The sequence below is a fragment of the Corynebacterium suedekumii genome (assembly GCF_030252185.1).
Taxonomy (GTDB): Bacteria; Actinomycetota; Actinomycetes; order Mycobacteriales; family Mycobacteriaceae; genus Corynebacterium; species Corynebacterium suedekumii.
Genome location: NZ_CP126970.1, coordinates 2,118,683 through 2,134,293 on the forward strand (window position 1 = coordinate 2,118,683; position 15,611 = coordinate 2,134,293).

Genomic DNA, 15,611 nt, shown 5'->3' on the forward strand with positions numbered 1-15,611 from the left:
CAACGCCTCGAGTCGGGATACTCACCTCGCTAGCCGCCGTGGCGCTGACCGTGGGGCTCGGCTCAGCGACCGTCGCTCCGGTGGCGATGGCCCAGCTGCCCCAGCTTCCGCCGGGAGTGACCGCCGCCGACATCGTCGGCGCCCCGATTTCTGTCCCCGCGGGTCAGACGACCACGGTTGATTTCGGCGTCCCGGTCTCGGTCAACTACGTCAGCGGCGGGTGGACCGTGGTCTCCTCCGGCACCTCCGTCTCCGTGACCGCTCCGGCCGAGGGAGGTTCCACGGCCTCGGTTCCGGTGTCGGCGGCGGGGCAGAGCGCCACGCTGACGCTTGTCGCCGAGGGGGCCGCAGCGCCCGCCCCGGGAACTCCGGGGGCACCGGGCGCTGGCCATTCCGGTGACGGCGCGGGACCGGAAGCCCCCGGGGAGGGCAACGAGGGGACCGATTCCGGTGCACCCGGTACCGGTGGTGGTGGCGAGGGTGCCGGTCCGGCCGGGGGAGCCGCGGCACCGACCCCGGAGCGCAAGGCCGCCGCACCGGCGGACCGCGCGACCGCCGAGAGCATCCACCTCGAATCGGAGATCACCGGTAACCAGATCGTGGCCACGCTGGGTCTGCGCGAGGCGATGTCGTTGTTCAACCAGTTCCGCAACATCGATCAGGAGGGCCTCAAGCTCAGGTACCTCGACGTCAACGGTCAGATCATCGAGGGTGTCCAGCGCGACATCGACGAGGTGGCCCGGAAGCTGACGCTGACCTATCCGGAGGGGCAGACCCCGGACAATCCCTTCATCATGGAGGTCGTCCGCGACGACACGACTGCGGTGGCCGTGGTGACCCTCACCGACCCGAACTTCACCGTGGCCAGGCCGGCCTCCCCGGAGGCGCAGGCTGCTGCGGATGCCGACCGTGCGGCGGCCGAGGAAAACCAGGATCAGCCAGACATCGTCATGGCCGGGGCGCTCGTGCTCGGTGTGCTGGTGCTCGTCGCCGTCGTGGCGGTGGTTGCGGTGCTGATGCGGAAGCGACGTCGATAAGCGGCTCTGTTCAAGCCCTGGGGCTTGACCTGGCGACGGCTCGCCGTGGCTGAACGACGGCGGGCCGGGTCAGGGTACGCTGTGAATGACAACGTTGTAAGTCGCTGTAGGTCAAGGAAGAGGGTATGACTGTGGCGGGAGACGGACTCTTTGAGAACCCGGGCCCCGAGCTCGGCCTGACCGGCCGGCCTGTCCGGGAGTTCCCGGCGGCCGAACCGCTGGACAAGCACGGGCCCGCGAAGATCATCTCCATGTGCAACCAGAAGGGCGGCGTGGGTAAGACCACGTCCACCATCAACCTGGGTGCCTGCCTGGCCGAGGCCGGCCGCAAGGTTCTCCTCGTCGACCTCGACCCCCAGGGTGCACTGTCCGCCGGACTGGGGATCCGGCACGACGAACTCGACATCACGGTCTACGACCTGCTCATCGACAACCGCACCTCCATCCACTCCGCCATCCACCACACCGGTGTTCCGGACATGGACGTCGTCCCCGCCAACATCGACCTCTCCGCCGCCGAAATCCAGCTGGTCAACGAGGTCGGACGAGAGCAGACACTGGCGCGGGCCCTGCGCCCGGTGATGAAGGAGTATGACTTCATCATCCTCGACTGCCAGCCCTCCCTCGGCCTGCTCACCGTCAACGCGCTCGCCTGCTCCCATGGTGTCATCATCCCCATGGAGTGCGAGTACTTCTCCCTGCGTGGCCTGGCGTTGCTCACCGACACCGTGGAGAAGGTCAGCGACCGCCTCAACTTCGACCTGGAGATCCTCGGCATCCTGGTCACCATGTTCGACCGGCGCACCTCTCACGCCCGGGAGGTCATGTCCCGGGTGGTCGAGGTGTTCGGCGACCGGGTCTTCGACTCGGTGATCACCCGCACCGTCCGCTTCCCGGAGACCTCCGTCGCCGGCGAACCCATCATCTCCTGGGCACCGAACTCCCAGGGCGCCCAGCAGTACCGCAACCTGGCACTCGAGGTCCTCGAACGGACCAGCTGACGCCGTGACCACCACCATCGAGATCCCGGCGCGGCAGTCCACCGATCTGCCCGGCGGCGGCAGCCAGCCCGAGATCCCCGGCTTCCAGGTCGCCCTGAAGAACTTCGAGGGGCCCTTCGACCTGCTCCTGCAGCTGATCACCGCCAAGAAGCTCGACGTCACTGACGTCGCCCTCTCCGAAGTCACCGACGAGTTCATCAGCTACACCCGGGCGCTGGGGGAGACCGCGGACCTCGACGAGACGACCGAATTCCTCGTCGTCGCCGCGACACTCCTCGACCTCAAGGCGGCCCGTCTGCTGCCCCGCGGCGACGTCGACGATCTCGCCGACCTCGAACTCCTGGAAACCCGCGACCTGCTCTTCGCCCGACTCATGCAGTACCAGGCCTACAAACAGGTCGCCGATCTCTTCTCGCGGTGGCAGACGGAGGCGCAGCGCCGATACCCCCGGGCCGTCGGGCTGGAGGAGCAGTTCGCCTCGCTGCTCCCGCCGGTGACCATCGGCAAGACCCCCGCCGAGTTCGCCGAGCTGGCCGCCGGGGTATTCCGGCCCCGACCACCGGAGGAGGTCGGCATCGGCCACATCCACCAGGTCGCCGTCTCCGTTCCTGAACAGGCCGGCCGGATCCTGGACACCCTCCGCCTCATGGGGCCCGACCACTGGCTCAGCTTCGGCGCCCTGACCCGCGACTGCACGCTGTCCATGGAGATCGTCGGCCGATTCCTCGCCCTGCTGGAGCTGTACAAGGCCCGGGCCGTGGAGACCGAACAGCCCGAACCGCTGGGGGAGTTGACTGTCGCCTGGACCGGCCTCGACGTCGACCCGGCCGTCGTGGCGGCCAGCAACTGGGACTGAGCGGGCCATCTGCGGCGAGGCCACCTGCAACCGTTGACAGGGCTGAAATCTGGAGCTGGGGTGTTGCAGGTCGAACCGTCAGGAGGTGTCATCTGTTGCAGACCAGCCCAAACCAGACCATCCCCACCCTGACCAACCCAGACCAACCCCGGGGGCGATCCACCGACACCACTGCCCCCGGACGGCGTTCGCTCACGCGGTCCGGGGGCAGCCAACGGGTATGAAGAACCAGCTGTTTCCTACGGGCGCGCCTTGAGGAACTCGAGGATCTCCACCGGGAGTTCCCGGTCGGAGTAGATCCGCACGTCGGGTTCGTCGGGGTTGTCCTCGGTGCCCACGCGGCGACCCTCCCACACGGGCTTGAGGCCCAGTTTCTCCAGTACCCGGGCGGAGGAGGGGTGGTTGGTGGTGATCCGGGCGGTGACCGGGGTGTCCGGGTCGAGGCGCTTGGCCAGCTTGAGGGCCGCCTCGGAGACTTCGGTGGCGTAGCCGTTGCCCCACTTGTCGGGGCGGAAGCGGTACTTGAGGTCCCACACGCGACCGTCGACAAGCTCGAGGCCGCCGACGCCGATGAAGTCGGAGGGCTGGTCGCGAAGGTACACACCCCACGGGCCGAGGTCCTTGGCGGCCCAGGATGCCTGGGTGCGGCCGATGAGCTGGTGGGTCTCGCGGACGTCTTCGTGGCGCGCGTGGGGGCGGTGGGTCCAGATCCGCTTGTCGCTGTAGACCTTGTAGGCCTCTTCGTCGTGCTTCTCGTTGAGCGGCATGAGGATGAGGCGGTCGGTTCGGGTAATGGTAGCCATGGAAAGATGTTACCCACATCACGATTCGCGCGGGAAGTGATTTGCCGAAAAATCTTCGCAAAAGTTAAACATGCCCTGAAGTTGCCTAGGATTGGTGCCCATGACACCCCTGATCTCGGTTGATGAGCTCACCCGGCTGGACGCCCCGGTCATCCTCAGCGCGTCGATGGGCCCGAATCCGCCGACCGACGGCATCCCCGGGGCGTTCCTCGCGGACCTGGAGGCGGACTTCTCGGAGCCGGGCCATCCGCTGCCGCACACGGTGCCCGCTGATCCGGCCCGGGTCTTCGAGTCCTACGGCATCTCCGACGACACGGCGGTGGTGGTCTACGACGACCAGCAGGGGGCCACCGCGCCGCGCGTGTGGTGGCTCGCGTTGGTCGCCGGCCTGACGGACGTCCGGGTCCTCGACGGCCCGTGGGCGGGGAGCGGGCACCACTGTCCCGGCCCACGCGCCACGGCACCATCACCGCCGCACCCCGCCCCGGTCTGCTTGTCGACGCCGCCACCGTCGCCGCCGGCCCCCGCCTCCTGGTGGACGCCCGCTCGGCGGGACGTTTCGCCGGCACCGAATCCGAGCCCCGCCCGGGCCTGCGCTCCGGGTGTGCCCCGGGGTCGGTGAACCTGCCCTACACCGACGTCTACCGCGCGGACGGCCGGATGAAGTCCTCTGCGGAGCTGCAGGAGCTGTTCCGGGAGGTGGTCGGCGACCGCCGGGACCTGGTATTCAGCTGCGGTTCCGGGGTCACGGCCTGCGTCGACGCGCTCGCGGCGACCGTCGCCGGATACGACGATCTCGCCGTCTACGAGGGGTCCTGGTCCGAGTGGGGGCCGCCCGGACAGCGGCCGGGCGGTGGTGCAGGGATGAGTCTGCCCATGATCAGTCAGCTGCGGTCCCGCCTCGAGTCGATCCTCCTGGTCATTGACGCACATGCCACCGTGGCCACCCTGTCCCGGGTCCTCGAGACGGACGAGGCCACCATTGCCTCCCTGCTCGCCGCCATGGCGAAGGAGTTCGACGAGCGTGGTTCCGGCTTTGACCTCCGGGAGACCGATGAGGGTTGGCGCCTGTACACCCGGACCGAGAACGCGCCGGTGGTGGAGCAGTTCCTTCTCGACGGTTCGCAGACGAAGCTGTCGCGTGCCGCCCTGGAGACCCTGGCAGTCATCGCGTACCGGCAGCCGGCCACCCGTTCGCAGATCTCCGGGGTGCGTGGCGTCAACGTCGACGGCGTCATGCGCACCCTGCAGCTGCGTGGGCTGATCAAGGAGGTCGACATCGAACCGGCCACCGGCGCCCACCGCTACGCCACGACGGGGCTGTTCCTGGAGTTGCTGGGGATCGAATCGCTCGACCGCCTGCCCGACCTGGCCCCGCTGCTGCCGGACCTGGATTCGATCGACGAGGAGTTCTGACCCCGGCGGGGCGGGGGACAGCCCCAGCCGCCCGGCCGTCCAGCGGGAATGCGGTCAATCGGGGCGGTGTCCGGTAGTGTGGGCCAGGATTTGCACCACATAACTACAGACAGGACACGATCTACGTGACTCCCCCCGCTCGCCGAGACGGCACACCGGACAAGGACCAGCAGCCCACCAGGCTGAGGGCTTCCGAGATCCAGCTGTCCAACGCCCGCCCCGCCCGCCGCCAGAACGTCGACCCCGACCAGCGGCGAAGGAAGGCCGCCACCGCCGACTCCGTCGCCCAGAGCCTGGGCGCGGACTGGCTCGTCGACGACAAACCCACCGAGGGTGTCCGCCTGCAGAAGGTGCTCGCCCAGGCCGGTGTCGCCTCCCGCCGCCACGCCGAGGTCCTCATCGACAAGGGTCGCGTCGAGGTCAACGGCAAGGTGGTCAAGACCCAGGGCACCCGCGTCAACCCGAACACCGACGTCATCCGCGTCGACGGAGTGCGCGTCAACGTCAACGAGGAGCATGAGTACTTCCTGCTCAACAAGCCGCGCGGCATGCAGTCGACGATGTCGGACGACATGGGTCGCCCGTGCGTCGGTGACATCGTCGCCGAGAAGACCATGTCCGGGCAGCGGCTCTTCCACGTCGGTCGTCTGGACGCCGACACCGAGGGTCTGCTCATCCTCACCAACGACGGGGAGCTGGCCAACCGCCTGACCCACCCGAAGTACGAGGTGGCCAAGACCTACCTGGCCACCGTTCTCGGCGAGGCCGACAAGCGTCTCGTTCACACGCTGCGTAACGGCATCGAGCTGGACGACGGCCCCGCGAAGGCCGACTACGTCCAGATCGTCGACTCCCACAACGGCCAGTCCCTCATCCGCATCGAACTGCACGAGGGCCGCAAGCACATCGTGCGCCGCATGCTCAAGGAGGCCGGCTTCCCGGTCCAGCGTCTCGTGCGCACCAAGATCCACACCGTCCAGCTCGGCGAGCAGAAGCCCGGCACCATGCGTGCCCTGAACAACTCCGAGCTGACCTCCCTGTACAAGGCGGTGCAGCTGTGACCATCACCAACATGCCCGACGGCGGCCTCATCCTCGCCGTCGACGGTCCCTCCGGCACCGGTAAGTCCACGACCTGCCGCGCGCTCGCGAAGCGTCTGGACGCCAAGTATGTCGACACCGGTGCCATGTACCGCGTGGCCACCCTCGCCGTCCTCCGCGCCGGCGTCGACCCGGCCGACACCGCCCGCGTCATCGAGGTCACCACCGACCTGCCGCTCGCGGTCAACGACGACCCGGATTCCACCGAGGTGCTGCTCGACGGTGAGGACGTCTCACGCGAGATCCGCGGGCCTGGAGGTCACCCGCAACGTCTCCGCCGTCTCCGCGGTGCCTGAGGTCCGCGCCAACCTCGTCGCCCTGCAGCGCCGCCTGGCCGCCGAGGCGCACCGCGCCATCGTCGAGGGCCGCGACATCGGCACCGTCGTGCTTGTCGACGCCCCCGTCAAGGTCTTCCTCACCGCCTCCGCCGAGGTGCGTGCCCGACGTCGCTTCGACCAGGACACCGCCGCCGGCCGGGACGTCGACTTCGACACCGTCCTCGCGGACGTCATCCGCCGGGACGACCTCGACTCGTCCCGCACCACCTCACCACTGCGTCCCGCCGAGGACGCCGTCATCGTCGACACCTCCGAGCTCACGCTCGAGCAGGTGCTGGACACCCTCATGAACCTCCTGGAGGACAGCGCCCGATGAGCACCGACAACACCACCCCTGACCACGACTCCTCCGACAACGAGACCGAGTTCGTCTACCACACCCCCGGTGGCGGCGAGATGGACGCCGAGGGCGTCTTCGTCGACGAGGAGATCCTCGCCCCCGGCGACGGCTGGGCCACCGAGGACTTCGACGCCGAGGACTTCGACTTCGACGAAATGACCGAGGAGCAGTGGGAGGCCCTCGAACGCGCCGTCGGTGTGGAGAACCGCGAGCACCTCGAAGAGGAGCTGTGCACCGTCGCCATCGTCGGCCGCCCCAACGTGGGGAAGTCGACACTGGTCAACCGTTTCCTCGGCCGCCGCGAGGCCGTCGTCGAGGATTTCCCGGGCGTCACCCGCGACCGCATCTCCTACCTCGCCGACTGGAATGGCCGCCGCTACTGGGTCCAGGACACCGGCGGCTGGGACCCCAACTCCAAGGGCATCCACGGATCCATCGCCCGCCAGGCGGAGATCGCCATGGAGACCGCTGACGTCATCGTCATGGTGGTGGACACCAAGGTCGGCATCACCGAGACCGACGCCGTCATGGCACGCAACCTGCAGAAGGCCGAGGTCCCCGTGATCCTCGTGGCCAACAAGTTCGACTCGGACACCCAGTACGCCGACATGGCCGAGTTCTACGCTCTGGGGCTCGGCGACCCCTGGCCCGTCTCCGCGCTGCACGGCCGGGGCGGCGCTGACGTGCTCGACGAAGTACTGGCGAAGTTCCCGGACGAGCCCCGCAAGAAGTCGATCGTGGAGGGTCCGCGTCGCGTGGCTCTCGTCGGCAAGCCCAACGTGGGTAAGTCCTCGCTGCTGAACAAGATCTCGCACGAGGAGCGCTCGGTCGTCGACAATGTCCCCGGCACCACCGTCGACCCGGTGGATTCCCTGGTCCAGCTGGATCAGAAACTGTGGAAGTTCGTCGACACCGCCGGTCTGCGTAAGAAGGTCAAGACCGCCCAGGGCCACGAGTTCTACGCCTCGCTGCGAACCCGCGCTGCCATCGACGCGGCCGAGGTGTGCATCATGCTCATCGACGCCTCCGAACCCGTCTCCGAGCAGGACCAGCGCGTCCTCACCATGGTCCTGGAGTCCGGCAAGGCCCTGGTCATCGCCTTCAACAAGTGGGACCTCATGGACGAGGACCGCCGCTGGGAGCTCGACCGCGAACTTGACCAGCAGCTGGCCCACCTACCGTGGGTCACCCGCATCAACATCTCCGCCAAGACCGGCCGTGCCCTGCAGCGTCTCGAACCCGCCATGATCGAGGCACTGGAGAGCTGGGACAAGCGCATCTCCACCGGCCAGCTCAACACCTGGCTGCGGGAGGCCATCGCCGCCAACCCACCGCCGATGAAGAACGGCCGCCTGCCGCGCGTGCTCTTCGCCACCCAGGCATCGACGCGCCCGCCAGTGATCGTGCTGTTCACCACCGGCTTCCTCGACGCCGGTTACCGTCGCTACCTGGAACGCAAGTTCCGCGAGTGCTTCGGCTTCCACGGCACGCCGGTCCGCATCGCGGTCCGTGTGCGGGAGCGTCGCCAGCGCAAGTAGATCCACCCCCGCCCCGGGGAGTGGTCTCCGGTTTGCGGGACGCGCAGGACACCGGCAGTTAATGTCCAGGTTATGACCCGGAACTCTGTACCGCGCACCGCTGCCGCCCTCGTCTCCCTGGTGGGGGCGACGGGCCTTGTCGCCTGCTCCGACGATGATGCCGGGCAGGTGGTGATCACCGAGGTCGTGACCTCCACTGCCGGCGCTCCGGCCGACGCCACCGGGACGACTGAGCCGGCTCAGTCTGGGCCCCAGTCCACGATTCCCGAGCCCCGATTCCGGACGGTCGAATCGGACACCTACACCGGGGACGGTGTACACCTGTTCACGTCTGCGTCCGGCACTGTCCACTGCCAACTTTTGGACCAGTCCACGGGTGGGTTCACCGAGGACATCGCCGGTGGCTGCTTCACCGGTCCGCCGACCGGCGAGGAAGGCCCGATGGTGATGATCTCCCAGTGGGACGCCCGTGAAGGCAGCGGAGAGTTCGCCGCAGAGCGCGAGGGAGGCTACCCCGGGCATTTCCGCGGCCCGGCCCCGTCCTCGAACCCGGGACGATGATCCACCTGGGGTCCCTGACCTGTGTCAGCCCCGACTCCGACGGCCTCGGCTGCGTCGACCTGCGCACCGGTCAAGGGTTCCAGCTCATCGGCACGGAGGTGACCACCTTCGGGCAGCGCGACTGGCCGGAGATCTTCGACGCCGGCGACGGCGTCACCCAGACCGTCGCACCCTACGTGCAGTACGACCTCGACGCCGGGCACATCACCTGCACCGACCAGATGGGGCCGGGGACGATGGCCTGCGGAAACACCACCGGCTTCGACTGGGGCGGGGACAACGCCGTCTCCTTCGATCTCCGTGGTGATACTCCCGTCGCCTCCGACACCAGGGTCGCGGAGTTCGGCTACATCGTGGACACCACCCAGTCCGTCGGCGTCGGCGAGGTCCTCCACGGTGACCTCTTGGCCGTCAATGACGGTGAGAAGGTCACCTTCCACCGCCCCGACGGATCGAGTTTCCACGTCGGGCCGACCGGGCCCGGGGTGAACTGAGTGACCGTCCCGTCTGCCTCCGATGGCCTGCAACCACCGGCGTTTGTCCGCGAACTGGCCGGTGACGTCGACCCGGTCCCGGTCTGGCGAAACGGGATCGGCGGGATCACCTGGGACATCGGCGGTTCCTACATCAAGGTCGGTCCACCACATCCGGAGTTCCAGCCTTCGGAGGAGGCCAGGCGCATCGCCTGGCTGCGGACACCCGAGCTGCCCTTCCAGATTCCGCGGGTCCTCGGCGTAGGCCGGGGATTTCTCCTCACCGAGAGCATTGACGCGCCCTCCGCCGTTTACCCGCAGTTCCTCACCGACCCGTTCGCCACCGCTCGGGCGCTGGGGGAGGCGCTGCGTACCTTCCACGATCACGTGCCCGTTGCGGATTGCCCTTTCACCTGGGGACCGCTGACGGGTGAGGAGGACCTCGTTGTGTGCCACGGAGATGCCTGCACCCCGAACTGGTTGCTCAGCCCGGCACGGGAGTTCGTCGGCACGGTGGATCTCGGCGGGGTGGGACTCGATGACCGGTGGGCCGACATCGCCCCGGCCCTCCAGTCGCTGGCGTGGAACGGCATGGCAGGCTGTGAGGAGCATTTTCTCACCGGATACGGGATTCCACGGGACCCGGAGAAGCTGTCCCGGTATCTCGCACGCTGGAATGCCGGATGACCTAATGTCTGAACCATGAAGCCTGTGTCCTGGGGAGCTGTCGTTCTGGTGCCACTCATGTCGGTTGTACTGACGTCGTGCGGTGGCTCGACAGAGGAGCCGGTCGTGGTGACGGAGGTGGTCACCTCCACCGCCGCAGCTCCGACGCGGGAGGAGCCTTCCTCCCAGCAGGAACCTGAGTCTGAAGGTGACGCCGAATCACCGGCGGTCAGCGAGTCGCTCCCGGATGTGGGCAACAGCGTGGTGAGGATGACGTTCACCAACGGGGGAGTGGTCAACTGCCACGCCTCGTATCAGCCTGGGCCCGTCACCATGTTGACGTGTGGTGACGCCTCTCCCGAGCTGAACTTCCCGGACATGGAGGGAAGTACCATCCAGTCCAATGCCGTGTTCGTCGACTTCAGTGGTGGTGCGCCCGTGATCACCGGATACAACTCCTCCAACATGGGCCGGGTGGAGCCGGTCCCGATTGAGCAGGGGCGTTACCGCTTCCGCGATCTCACCCTCGTCCATGACGGGGAGCGGGCGACCTTCACCACGGCCGACGGGGACAGCTTCTGGGTGGGGGTGGACGGGTTCGGGACAGACTAGGTCCGCTCGAGCACGAACGCGTCGGTCCGGTAGGGGATGGGCAGCAGTTGGCCGGGCTGATGCTCGAGGCGGTCGAAGAGGTACCAACGGAGGTTCTCGGTCATGCGGGCGCGTATCGTGTCGTCGGAACGCAGCCAGTAGGAGCGGGAGGCCATGAGGTCGTGGAGCTGCTCGACACGCAGGTGCTGGGTCCAGCCGGTGCGTAGCTCGGAGGTGATGGTCCACGGGGCGTGGACTGCCGGCACGAAGCCGGGGCGGTGGATGTCGCCGGAGTGCATGATGCGGGCCAGGCGGAGGATCCACGGGTGGGAGACGTCGAGGTTGTTCCACACGAGCACCACCCGGCCACCGGGGCGGACGACGCGGTCGAGTTCGGTGCAGGCGGCTGCGGCGTCGACCCAGTGCCACGTCTGGGCGCAGGTGACGGCGTCCACGGCGGCGTCGACAAGCGAGGTCGCTTCGGCGGTGGCGCGCCACGCGGGGATGCCGCGGGAGCTGAGGATGCGGACCATGTCGGGGCTGGGGTCGGCGGCGAGGACGTCATGCGCGGCGTCGAGAAGCAGGGTGGTGAGTTTGCCGGTGCCGGCGCCGATGTCGAGGACACGGTCGAAGCCGTCGACGAGGGAGACCACCTCGGGCGGGTAGCCGGGGCGCACGGCATCGTAGACGTCGGCGCCGGTGCGGAAGGCGGACGCCGAGCGGTAGCGGTGGGCGGCGTCGGCGAATTCCGGGGCGTCCTTCGCGGACGCCCTGCGGAAGACGGGGGACAGATCCATCCCAAGTAAGATAACCCATCATGATCAGACGACTCCCGCCGGCCGATGACCCGCGTTGGCTCCCGAAGACGGTGTTGTCCCGCTGGCGGTGGACCGTTCCCGCCGGGCTGTTCATGGCGGTCAGCTTCCTGTCCAACGGCCTGTCGCCGGTGATCATCGGCCGGGCCATCGACGGGGCGATCGCCGAGGTCGACCTCACCCGCCTGCTGCAGTGGATCGGCGTCCTCGCAGGCGTGTTCCTCGTGGGCATGGTGGCGTCCTGGTTCGGCCGGCGGCTGCTCAACCGGTCCATCCTGGTCATCGGGCATGATCTGCGCATGGAGGTCACCGACCGGATCCAGGATCCCCGGGGGGTCGGCGGCCGGCGACGCACCGCCGGTGAGCTGCTGTCCATCGCCTCCTCGGACACCCAGCGGGTGGCGGACGCGGTGTTCATGGCGGTGTTCCCCGTCGCCGAGGTCGCCTCCGTGCTCTACGTGGGCGTCATGATGCTCACCATCTCCGTGCCGCTCGGCATCGCCGTGCTCATCGGCGGCCCGGTGCTCGTGTGGATCGCGCTGGTGGCGGCCGGACCGCTGCGCCGTCGCTCCGGTGTGCGCCAGGCGTCGCTCGCCCGGGCGGCGGCGACGGCGACCGACGTGGTCCAGGGGCTGCGCATCCTCAAGGGTCTCGGCGCGGTGGACACCGTCCGCGGCCGCTACACCGCCGTCTCCGACGAGGCGTACCACCGCACCGTTGACGCCAACGCCGCGCAGGCCCGCCTCAACGCCGTCACCGAGACCTCCGGCGCGCTCTACGTCATCGCCGTCGCGGTCGTCGCCGCGTGGATGGCGGTCAACGGGAAGATGTCCATCGGTGAACTGATCACCGTCATCGGCCTGACCCAGTTCGTCATCATGCCGATGACCATGCTGGGCAAGAACATCGCCTCCCGCTGGGCGGCGGCACAGGCCTCGGGACGCCGCATCCGGGAGGTGCTCACCGCCCCCTTCGCGCTTGACGACGAACGCGCGTCCCCGCCCGAGCTCCCCACCGGCCTGACCGTGGTCACCGACCACGCCCCGGACGACATCGTCCTCGCCCCACGCGACCGGGTCATCGTCGCCCCGCACTCCGCCGACCTCTTCGACGGCTCCGTGCTGGACAACATCCACCCCGACCCCGCCCGTGCCCGCGCGGCCCTGCACTGCGCCTCCGCCGAGGACATCCCCGGTGGACCCGAGCGCGAGGTGGGGGAGAACGGTCGCAACCTCTCCGGCGGACAACGCCAACGCGTCGCCCTGGCCCGGGCGATCGCCGCGGACGCCGAGGTGCTGGTCCTCCAGGACCCCACCACGGCCGTCGACTCGGTCACGGAGACGGCCATCGCGACACGGGTCGCCGAGCAACGGGGCCCGCGCACCACCATCGTCTACACCGATGCTCCCGCCTGGAAGGCCGTCGCCGACCGGGTGCTGTCCACCGCTGAGGAGGTGACGGCATGACCGCCAACGACCTGCGCTTTCCCCTGGCTGATCTGGGTCAGGTCCGCCGAGAGGTGGGTCACCAGATCGCCCGCGTGCCCGGCGCGCGGGCCCAGGGCCTGCTCGCGCTCGTGCTGCTCAGCCTCGGCGCGGGGGCGACGGTGGCGGTGCCCTGGCAGCTGGGCAGGATCGTGGACATCGTCATCGACGGTGGCCGTGACCTGGTCTCCGCCGTGGTCGTCCTGGTCATCGCGGCGATCGCCGGGGCGGTACTCAGCGCCGCCGGCTTCTTCCTCGTCTCCCGGCTCAGCGAACGGGTCATCGCCCACCTGCGTGAGGAGATGGTGGGCACCGCCCTCGGCCTGCCCGTCCACCGCGTCGAGGATGCCGGCACCGGTGACCTGGTCTCCCGCTCCACCGACGACGTGGCCATGCTGTCCTCCGCGGTCACCGAGACCGTGCCCATCCTGTCGAGCTCCCTGTTCACCATCCTCGCCACCGCCGTGGCCCTGGTGACGCTCAACTGGCAGTTCCTCATCATCCTCGTCGTCGTCGCCCCGCTCTACTACCTCGCCTCCCGCGCCTACCTGGCCAAGGCGCCCCAGCGCTACGCCGCCGAGAGGTCGTCGATGGCCGACCGGGCCCGCAAACTGCTCGAGGCCATCCACGGCCGGCATACCGTCCGGGCCTACCGGATGGAGGCCGAGATGCACGAACGCATCCGGGTGACCTCCCAGGCAGTGGTCGACCACGGGTTCGCCGCCCGGATGACCATGATCGTGCTGCAGGTGTGGATGTCGGTCGGCGAGTTCCTCATCCTCGCCGGCGGCCTCCTCGTCGGCTACCTCACCGTGCGGGAGGGCGTGCTCACCGTCGGTCAGGTCACCGCCGCCATGCTCATGCTCATCCGCCTGCGCGGGCCGCTGATGATGTTCATGCGGGTGCTCGACACCGTCCAGTCCGGCTACGCCTCACTGACCCGCATCGTCGGTGTCGTCGTCGATCCGCCCGCTCCGGTCCCGGACTCCGGGGCGCCGGCCGCGCAGGGTCGGGTGGACATGGACGACATCAGCTTCAGCTACGGCGACGACTGGGCCGTCCGGGACGTCGACCTGCACATCCGGCCCGGCGAGACCGTCGCCCTCGTCGGCGCCTCCGGGGCCGGCAAGACCACCGTCGCCGCCCTGCTCGCCGGCCTGCGGATCCCGGACGAGGGCAGCGTCCTCGTCGACGGGGTCCCCGTGTCCTCCCTGTCCGATGCCGAGCGCGTCGCCCGGCTGGCCATGATCTCCCAGGACGTCCACGTGTTCTCCGGCACCCTGCGCGAGGACCTCACCCTGGCGAAACCGGACGCCACCGACGACGAACTCCTCGCCGCGCTCGATCGCGTCCGGGCCGACTGGATTCATGACCTCGTTGACGGCCTGGACACCGAGGTCGGTGCCCGCGGCCACCAGCTCGAACCCGTCGAGGCCCAGCAGCTGGCCCTGGCCCGGATCCTCCTGCTCGACCCGAAGGTGGTGGTCATGGACGAGGCCACCGCCGAAGCCGGATCCGCCAGCGCCGGTGAACTCGAGATCGCCGCCGAGGAGGTCACCCGGAATCGGGCGGCCCTGGTCATCGCCCACCGCCTCGACCAGGCGGCCCGCGCCGACCGGGTCGCCGTCATGGACCAGGGGCGCATCGTTGAACAGGGCACCCATGCAGAACTCGTCGCCGCCGGCGGACGCTACACCGACCTGTGGTCCGCCTGGTCGAGGGGGCGCGCATGAAAAGGCTGCTCACCGTGACGGCAGCTGCGCTGCTGCTCGTCGGCTGCACGATCGAGGACCCGGGAGAATCGGCGTCCGGGACGTCGTCGACGGTGCAACCGCTCACCCAGGAGACCACCGCCGCCAGCCTGGAGAAGGTGACCACCACGGTTGACGGCCGGGAGCGGACCTACCTGCGGGCGGTGCCCGCAGGGTACGACGAGACCCGCACCTGGCCCGTCGTCCTGGCCTTCCACGGCTGGCGGGAGACCGCCGAGGTGATGCGACGGAACACCGGACTGGAGGCCGCGCGGGCGATCGTCGTCTACGCCGACGGCGTGGACCGCGCCTGGGCACCCGCGCCCTACGCGGCGACCTCCGGGGAGGAGGACCTCGCGTTTGTCCGGACAATCCTGACCGAGCTCCGGGACGAGTACCGCGTCGACCGCGGCCGGATCTTCGCCACCGGGTTCTCCAACGGCGGTGGTTTCGCCGCCTACCTCGGCTGTCAGCTCCCGGACACGTTCGCCGCCGTCGCCCCCGTCGGCGCCGCCTACTACCGGGCGATCCATGAGGGCTGTTCGGATGAGCCGGTCGCCCGCCTGGACATCCACGGCACCTACGACCGCACCATCAACTACTACGGCGGCACCAGGCATGACACCCCCTACGAGTCGGTGCCGGTGGTGCTCGAGGGTGTCGCGGAGCGGAATCGCTGCGACGGAACCTCCATCAACCGGCGGAGTAACTCCGTGATCGAGCAGCACTGGCGGGGTTGTGACATGCCCCTGAGTCATGTCCGGGTCGGCGGGGGAGAGCACGTGTGGCCGGACGAGGCGACGGCGGAGGTCCGCGCGTTTTTCGGCGTGTAACCTGTCAC

At 68.9% G+C, this 15,611-nt stretch carries 16 protein-coding genes and 2 pseudogenes; 16 read left to right on the forward strand and 2 right to left on the reverse strand.

The features are described 5' to 3' along the window. Positions 1-38 precede the first annotated feature (38 nt). The 3 genes from QP029_RS10615 (at position 39) to QP029_RS10625 (ending at position 2,894) form a co-directional block, all read left to right on the forward strand. Complete coding sequence (locus tag QP029_RS10615) at positions 39-1,037, forward strand: hypothetical protein (protein ID WP_284874270.1); 999 nt, start codon at positions 39-41, stop codon at positions 1,035-1,037. 131 nt (positions 1,038-1,168) lie between these two features. Then, on the forward strand, positions 1,169-2,038 hold the full coding sequence (locus QP029_RS10620; RefSeq protein WP_284876228.1) for a ParA family protein: 870 nt from the start codon (positions 1,169-1,171) through the stop codon (positions 2,036-2,038). Between the two features lie 22 nt (positions 2,039-2,060). Further along, positions 2,061-2,894 (forward strand): segregation and condensation protein A, encoded by an 834-nt coding sequence (locus QP029_RS10625; protein WP_284876229.1) that lies wholly within the window; start codon positions 2,061-2,063, stop codon positions 2,892-2,894. Positions 2,895-3,133: 239 nt separating this feature from the next. Here the strand turns inward: QP029_RS10625 and QP029_RS10630 are convergent, their stop codons facing one another. Further along, complete coding sequence (locus QP029_RS10630; RefSeq protein WP_284874271.1) at positions 3,134-3,697, reverse strand: GNAT family N-acetyltransferase; 564 nt, start codon at positions 3,695-3,697, stop codon at positions 3,134-3,136. Positions 3,698-3,797: 100 nt separating this feature from the next. Between QP029_RS10630 and QP029_RS10635 the strand changes: the two genes are divergently transcribed. The 10 genes and pseudogenes from QP029_RS10635 to QP029_RS10680 all read left to right on the forward strand — a co-directional run bounded on the left by QP029_RS10635 (position 3,798) and on the right by QP029_RS10680 (position 10,741). After that, entirely contained in the window at positions 3,798-4,319 is a 522-nt protein-coding gene (locus tag QP029_RS10635) for a rhodanese-like domain-containing protein (protein ID WP_284874272.1), read from the forward strand. Beyond that, positions 4,232-4,465 (forward strand): annotated as a pseudogene (locus QP029_RS10640) (rhodanese-like domain-containing protein); the annotation flags it as partial. The gene QP029_RS10635 and the pseudogene QP029_RS10640, both read left to right, overlap by 88 nt. Before the next feature lie 96 nt (positions 4,466-4,561). Continuing rightward, complete coding sequence (gene scpB / locus QP029_RS10645; protein WP_284876230.1) at positions 4,562-5,113, forward strand: SMC-Scp complex subunit ScpB; 552 nt, start codon at positions 4,562-4,564, stop codon at positions 5,111-5,113. Positions 5,114-5,238: 125 nt separating this feature from the next. Then, positions 5,239-6,174 carry a pseudouridine synthase gene (locus QP029_RS10650; RefSeq protein WP_284874273.1) on the forward strand — a complete coding sequence of 312 codons (936 nt, stop codon included), beginning with the start codon at positions 5,239-5,241 and terminating at the stop codon, positions 6,172-6,174. An 11-nt stretch (positions 6,175-6,185) separates the two neighbouring features. Further along, positions 6,186-6,867, forward strand: a pseudogene (cmk, locus tag QP029_RS10655) ((d)CMP kinase). Beyond that, positions 6,864-8,429 (forward strand): ribosome biogenesis GTPase Der, encoded by a 1,566-nt coding sequence (gene der / locus QP029_RS10660; protein ID WP_284874274.1) that lies wholly within the window; start codon positions 6,864-6,866, stop codon positions 8,427-8,429. Before cmk ends, der begins: the two are co-directional and overlap by 4 nt. Positions 8,430-8,501: 72 nt before the next feature. Then, positions 8,502-8,990, forward strand: coding sequence for a hypothetical protein (locus QP029_RS10665; protein WP_284874275.1), 489 nt, complete (start codon positions 8,502-8,504; stop codon positions 8,988-8,990). Further along, the gene (locus QP029_RS10670) at positions 8,987-9,484 is read left to right on the forward strand and encodes a hypothetical protein (protein WP_284874276.1); all 498 of its coding nucleotides are present in this window, start codon (positions 8,987-8,989) and stop codon (positions 9,482-9,484) included. The genes QP029_RS10665 and QP029_RS10670 overlap by 4 nt, the downstream gene beginning before the upstream one ends. Next, positions 9,485-10,150 (forward strand): phosphotransferase, encoded by a 666-nt coding sequence (locus QP029_RS10675; protein ID WP_284874277.1) that lies wholly within the window; start codon positions 9,485-9,487, stop codon positions 10,148-10,150. 57 nt (positions 10,151-10,207) lie between these two features. Further along, positions 10,208-10,741, forward strand: coding sequence for a hypothetical protein (locus QP029_RS10680; protein WP_284874278.1), 534 nt, complete (start codon positions 10,208-10,210; stop codon positions 10,739-10,741). Here QP029_RS10680 and QP029_RS10685 read toward each other — a convergent pair. Continuing rightward, entirely contained in the window at positions 10,738-11,517 is a 780-nt protein-coding gene (locus tag QP029_RS10685; RefSeq protein WP_284874279.1) for a class I SAM-dependent methyltransferase, read from the reverse strand. The two genes, QP029_RS10680 and QP029_RS10685, sit on opposite strands and share 4 nt — an antisense overlap. 20 nt (positions 11,518-11,537) lie before the next feature. Here QP029_RS10685 and QP029_RS10690 point away from each other — a divergent pair, with 20 nt between their 5' ends. Genes QP029_RS10690 through QP029_RS10700 form a run of 3 tightly spaced genes read left to right on the forward strand, consistent with a single transcriptional unit; the run spans position 11,538 to position 15,603 of the window. Beyond that, complete coding sequence (locus tag QP029_RS10690) at positions 11,538-13,001, forward strand: ABC transporter transmembrane domain-containing protein (protein WP_284874280.1); 1,464 nt, start codon at positions 11,538-11,540, stop codon at positions 12,999-13,001. Next, on the forward strand, positions 12,998-14,752 hold the full coding sequence (locus tag QP029_RS10695) for an ABC transporter ATP-binding protein (RefSeq protein WP_284874281.1): 1,755 nt from the start codon (positions 12,998-13,000) through the stop codon (positions 14,750-14,752). Before QP029_RS10690 ends, QP029_RS10695 begins: the two co-directional genes overlap by 4 nt. After that, positions 14,749-15,603: a CE1 family esterase gene (locus tag QP029_RS10700; protein ID WP_284874282.1), complete on the forward strand. Its 855-nt coding sequence runs from the start codon at positions 14,749-14,751 to the stop codon at positions 15,601-15,603. The genes QP029_RS10695 and QP029_RS10700 overlap by 4 nt, the downstream gene beginning before the upstream one ends. Positions 15,604-15,611: the final 8 nt, after the last annotated feature.

Excerpts from the sequence above, each read along its gene's own strand:
- QP029_RS10630 (WP_284874271.1), bottom strand. The coding sequence starts at position 3,697 with ATGGCTACCATTACCCGAACCGACCGCCTCATCCTCATGCCGCTCAAC.
- QP029_RS10635 (WP_284874272.1), top strand. The coding sequence starts at position 3,798 with ATGACACCCCTGATCTCGGTTGATGAGCTCACCCGGCTGGACGCCCCG.
- scpB (WP_284876230.1), top strand. The coding sequence starts at position 4,562 with ATGAGTCTGCCCATGATCAGTCAGCTGCGGTCCCGCCTCGAGTCGATC.
- der (WP_284874274.1), top strand. The coding sequence starts at position 6,864 with ATGAGCACCGACAACACCACCCCTGACCACGACTCCTCCGACAACGAG.
- QP029_RS10665 (WP_284874275.1), top strand. The coding sequence starts at position 8,502 with ATGACCCGGAACTCTGTACCGCGCACCGCTGCCGCCCTCGTCTCCCTG.
- QP029_RS10670 (WP_284874276.1), top strand. The coding sequence starts at position 8,987 with ATGATCCACCTGGGGTCCCTGACCTGTGTCAGCCCCGACTCCGACGGC.
- QP029_RS10680 (WP_284874278.1), top strand. The coding sequence starts at position 10,208 with ATGTCGGTTGTACTGACGTCGTGCGGTGGCTCGACAGAGGAGCCGGTC.
- QP029_RS10685 (WP_284874279.1), bottom strand. The coding sequence starts at position 11,517 with ATGGATCTGTCCCCCGTCTTCCGCAGGGCGTCCGCGAAGGACGCCCCG.
- QP029_RS10690 (WP_284874280.1), top strand. The coding sequence starts at position 11,538 with ATGATCAGACGACTCCCGCCGGCCGATGACCCGCGTTGGCTCCCGAAG.
- QP029_RS10695 (WP_284874281.1), top strand. The coding sequence starts at position 12,998 with ATGACCGCCAACGACCTGCGCTTTCCCCTGGCTGATCTGGGTCAGGTC.
- QP029_RS10700 (WP_284874282.1), top strand. The coding sequence starts at position 14,749 with ATGAAAAGGCTGCTCACCGTGACGGCAGCTGCGCTGCTGCTCGTCGGC.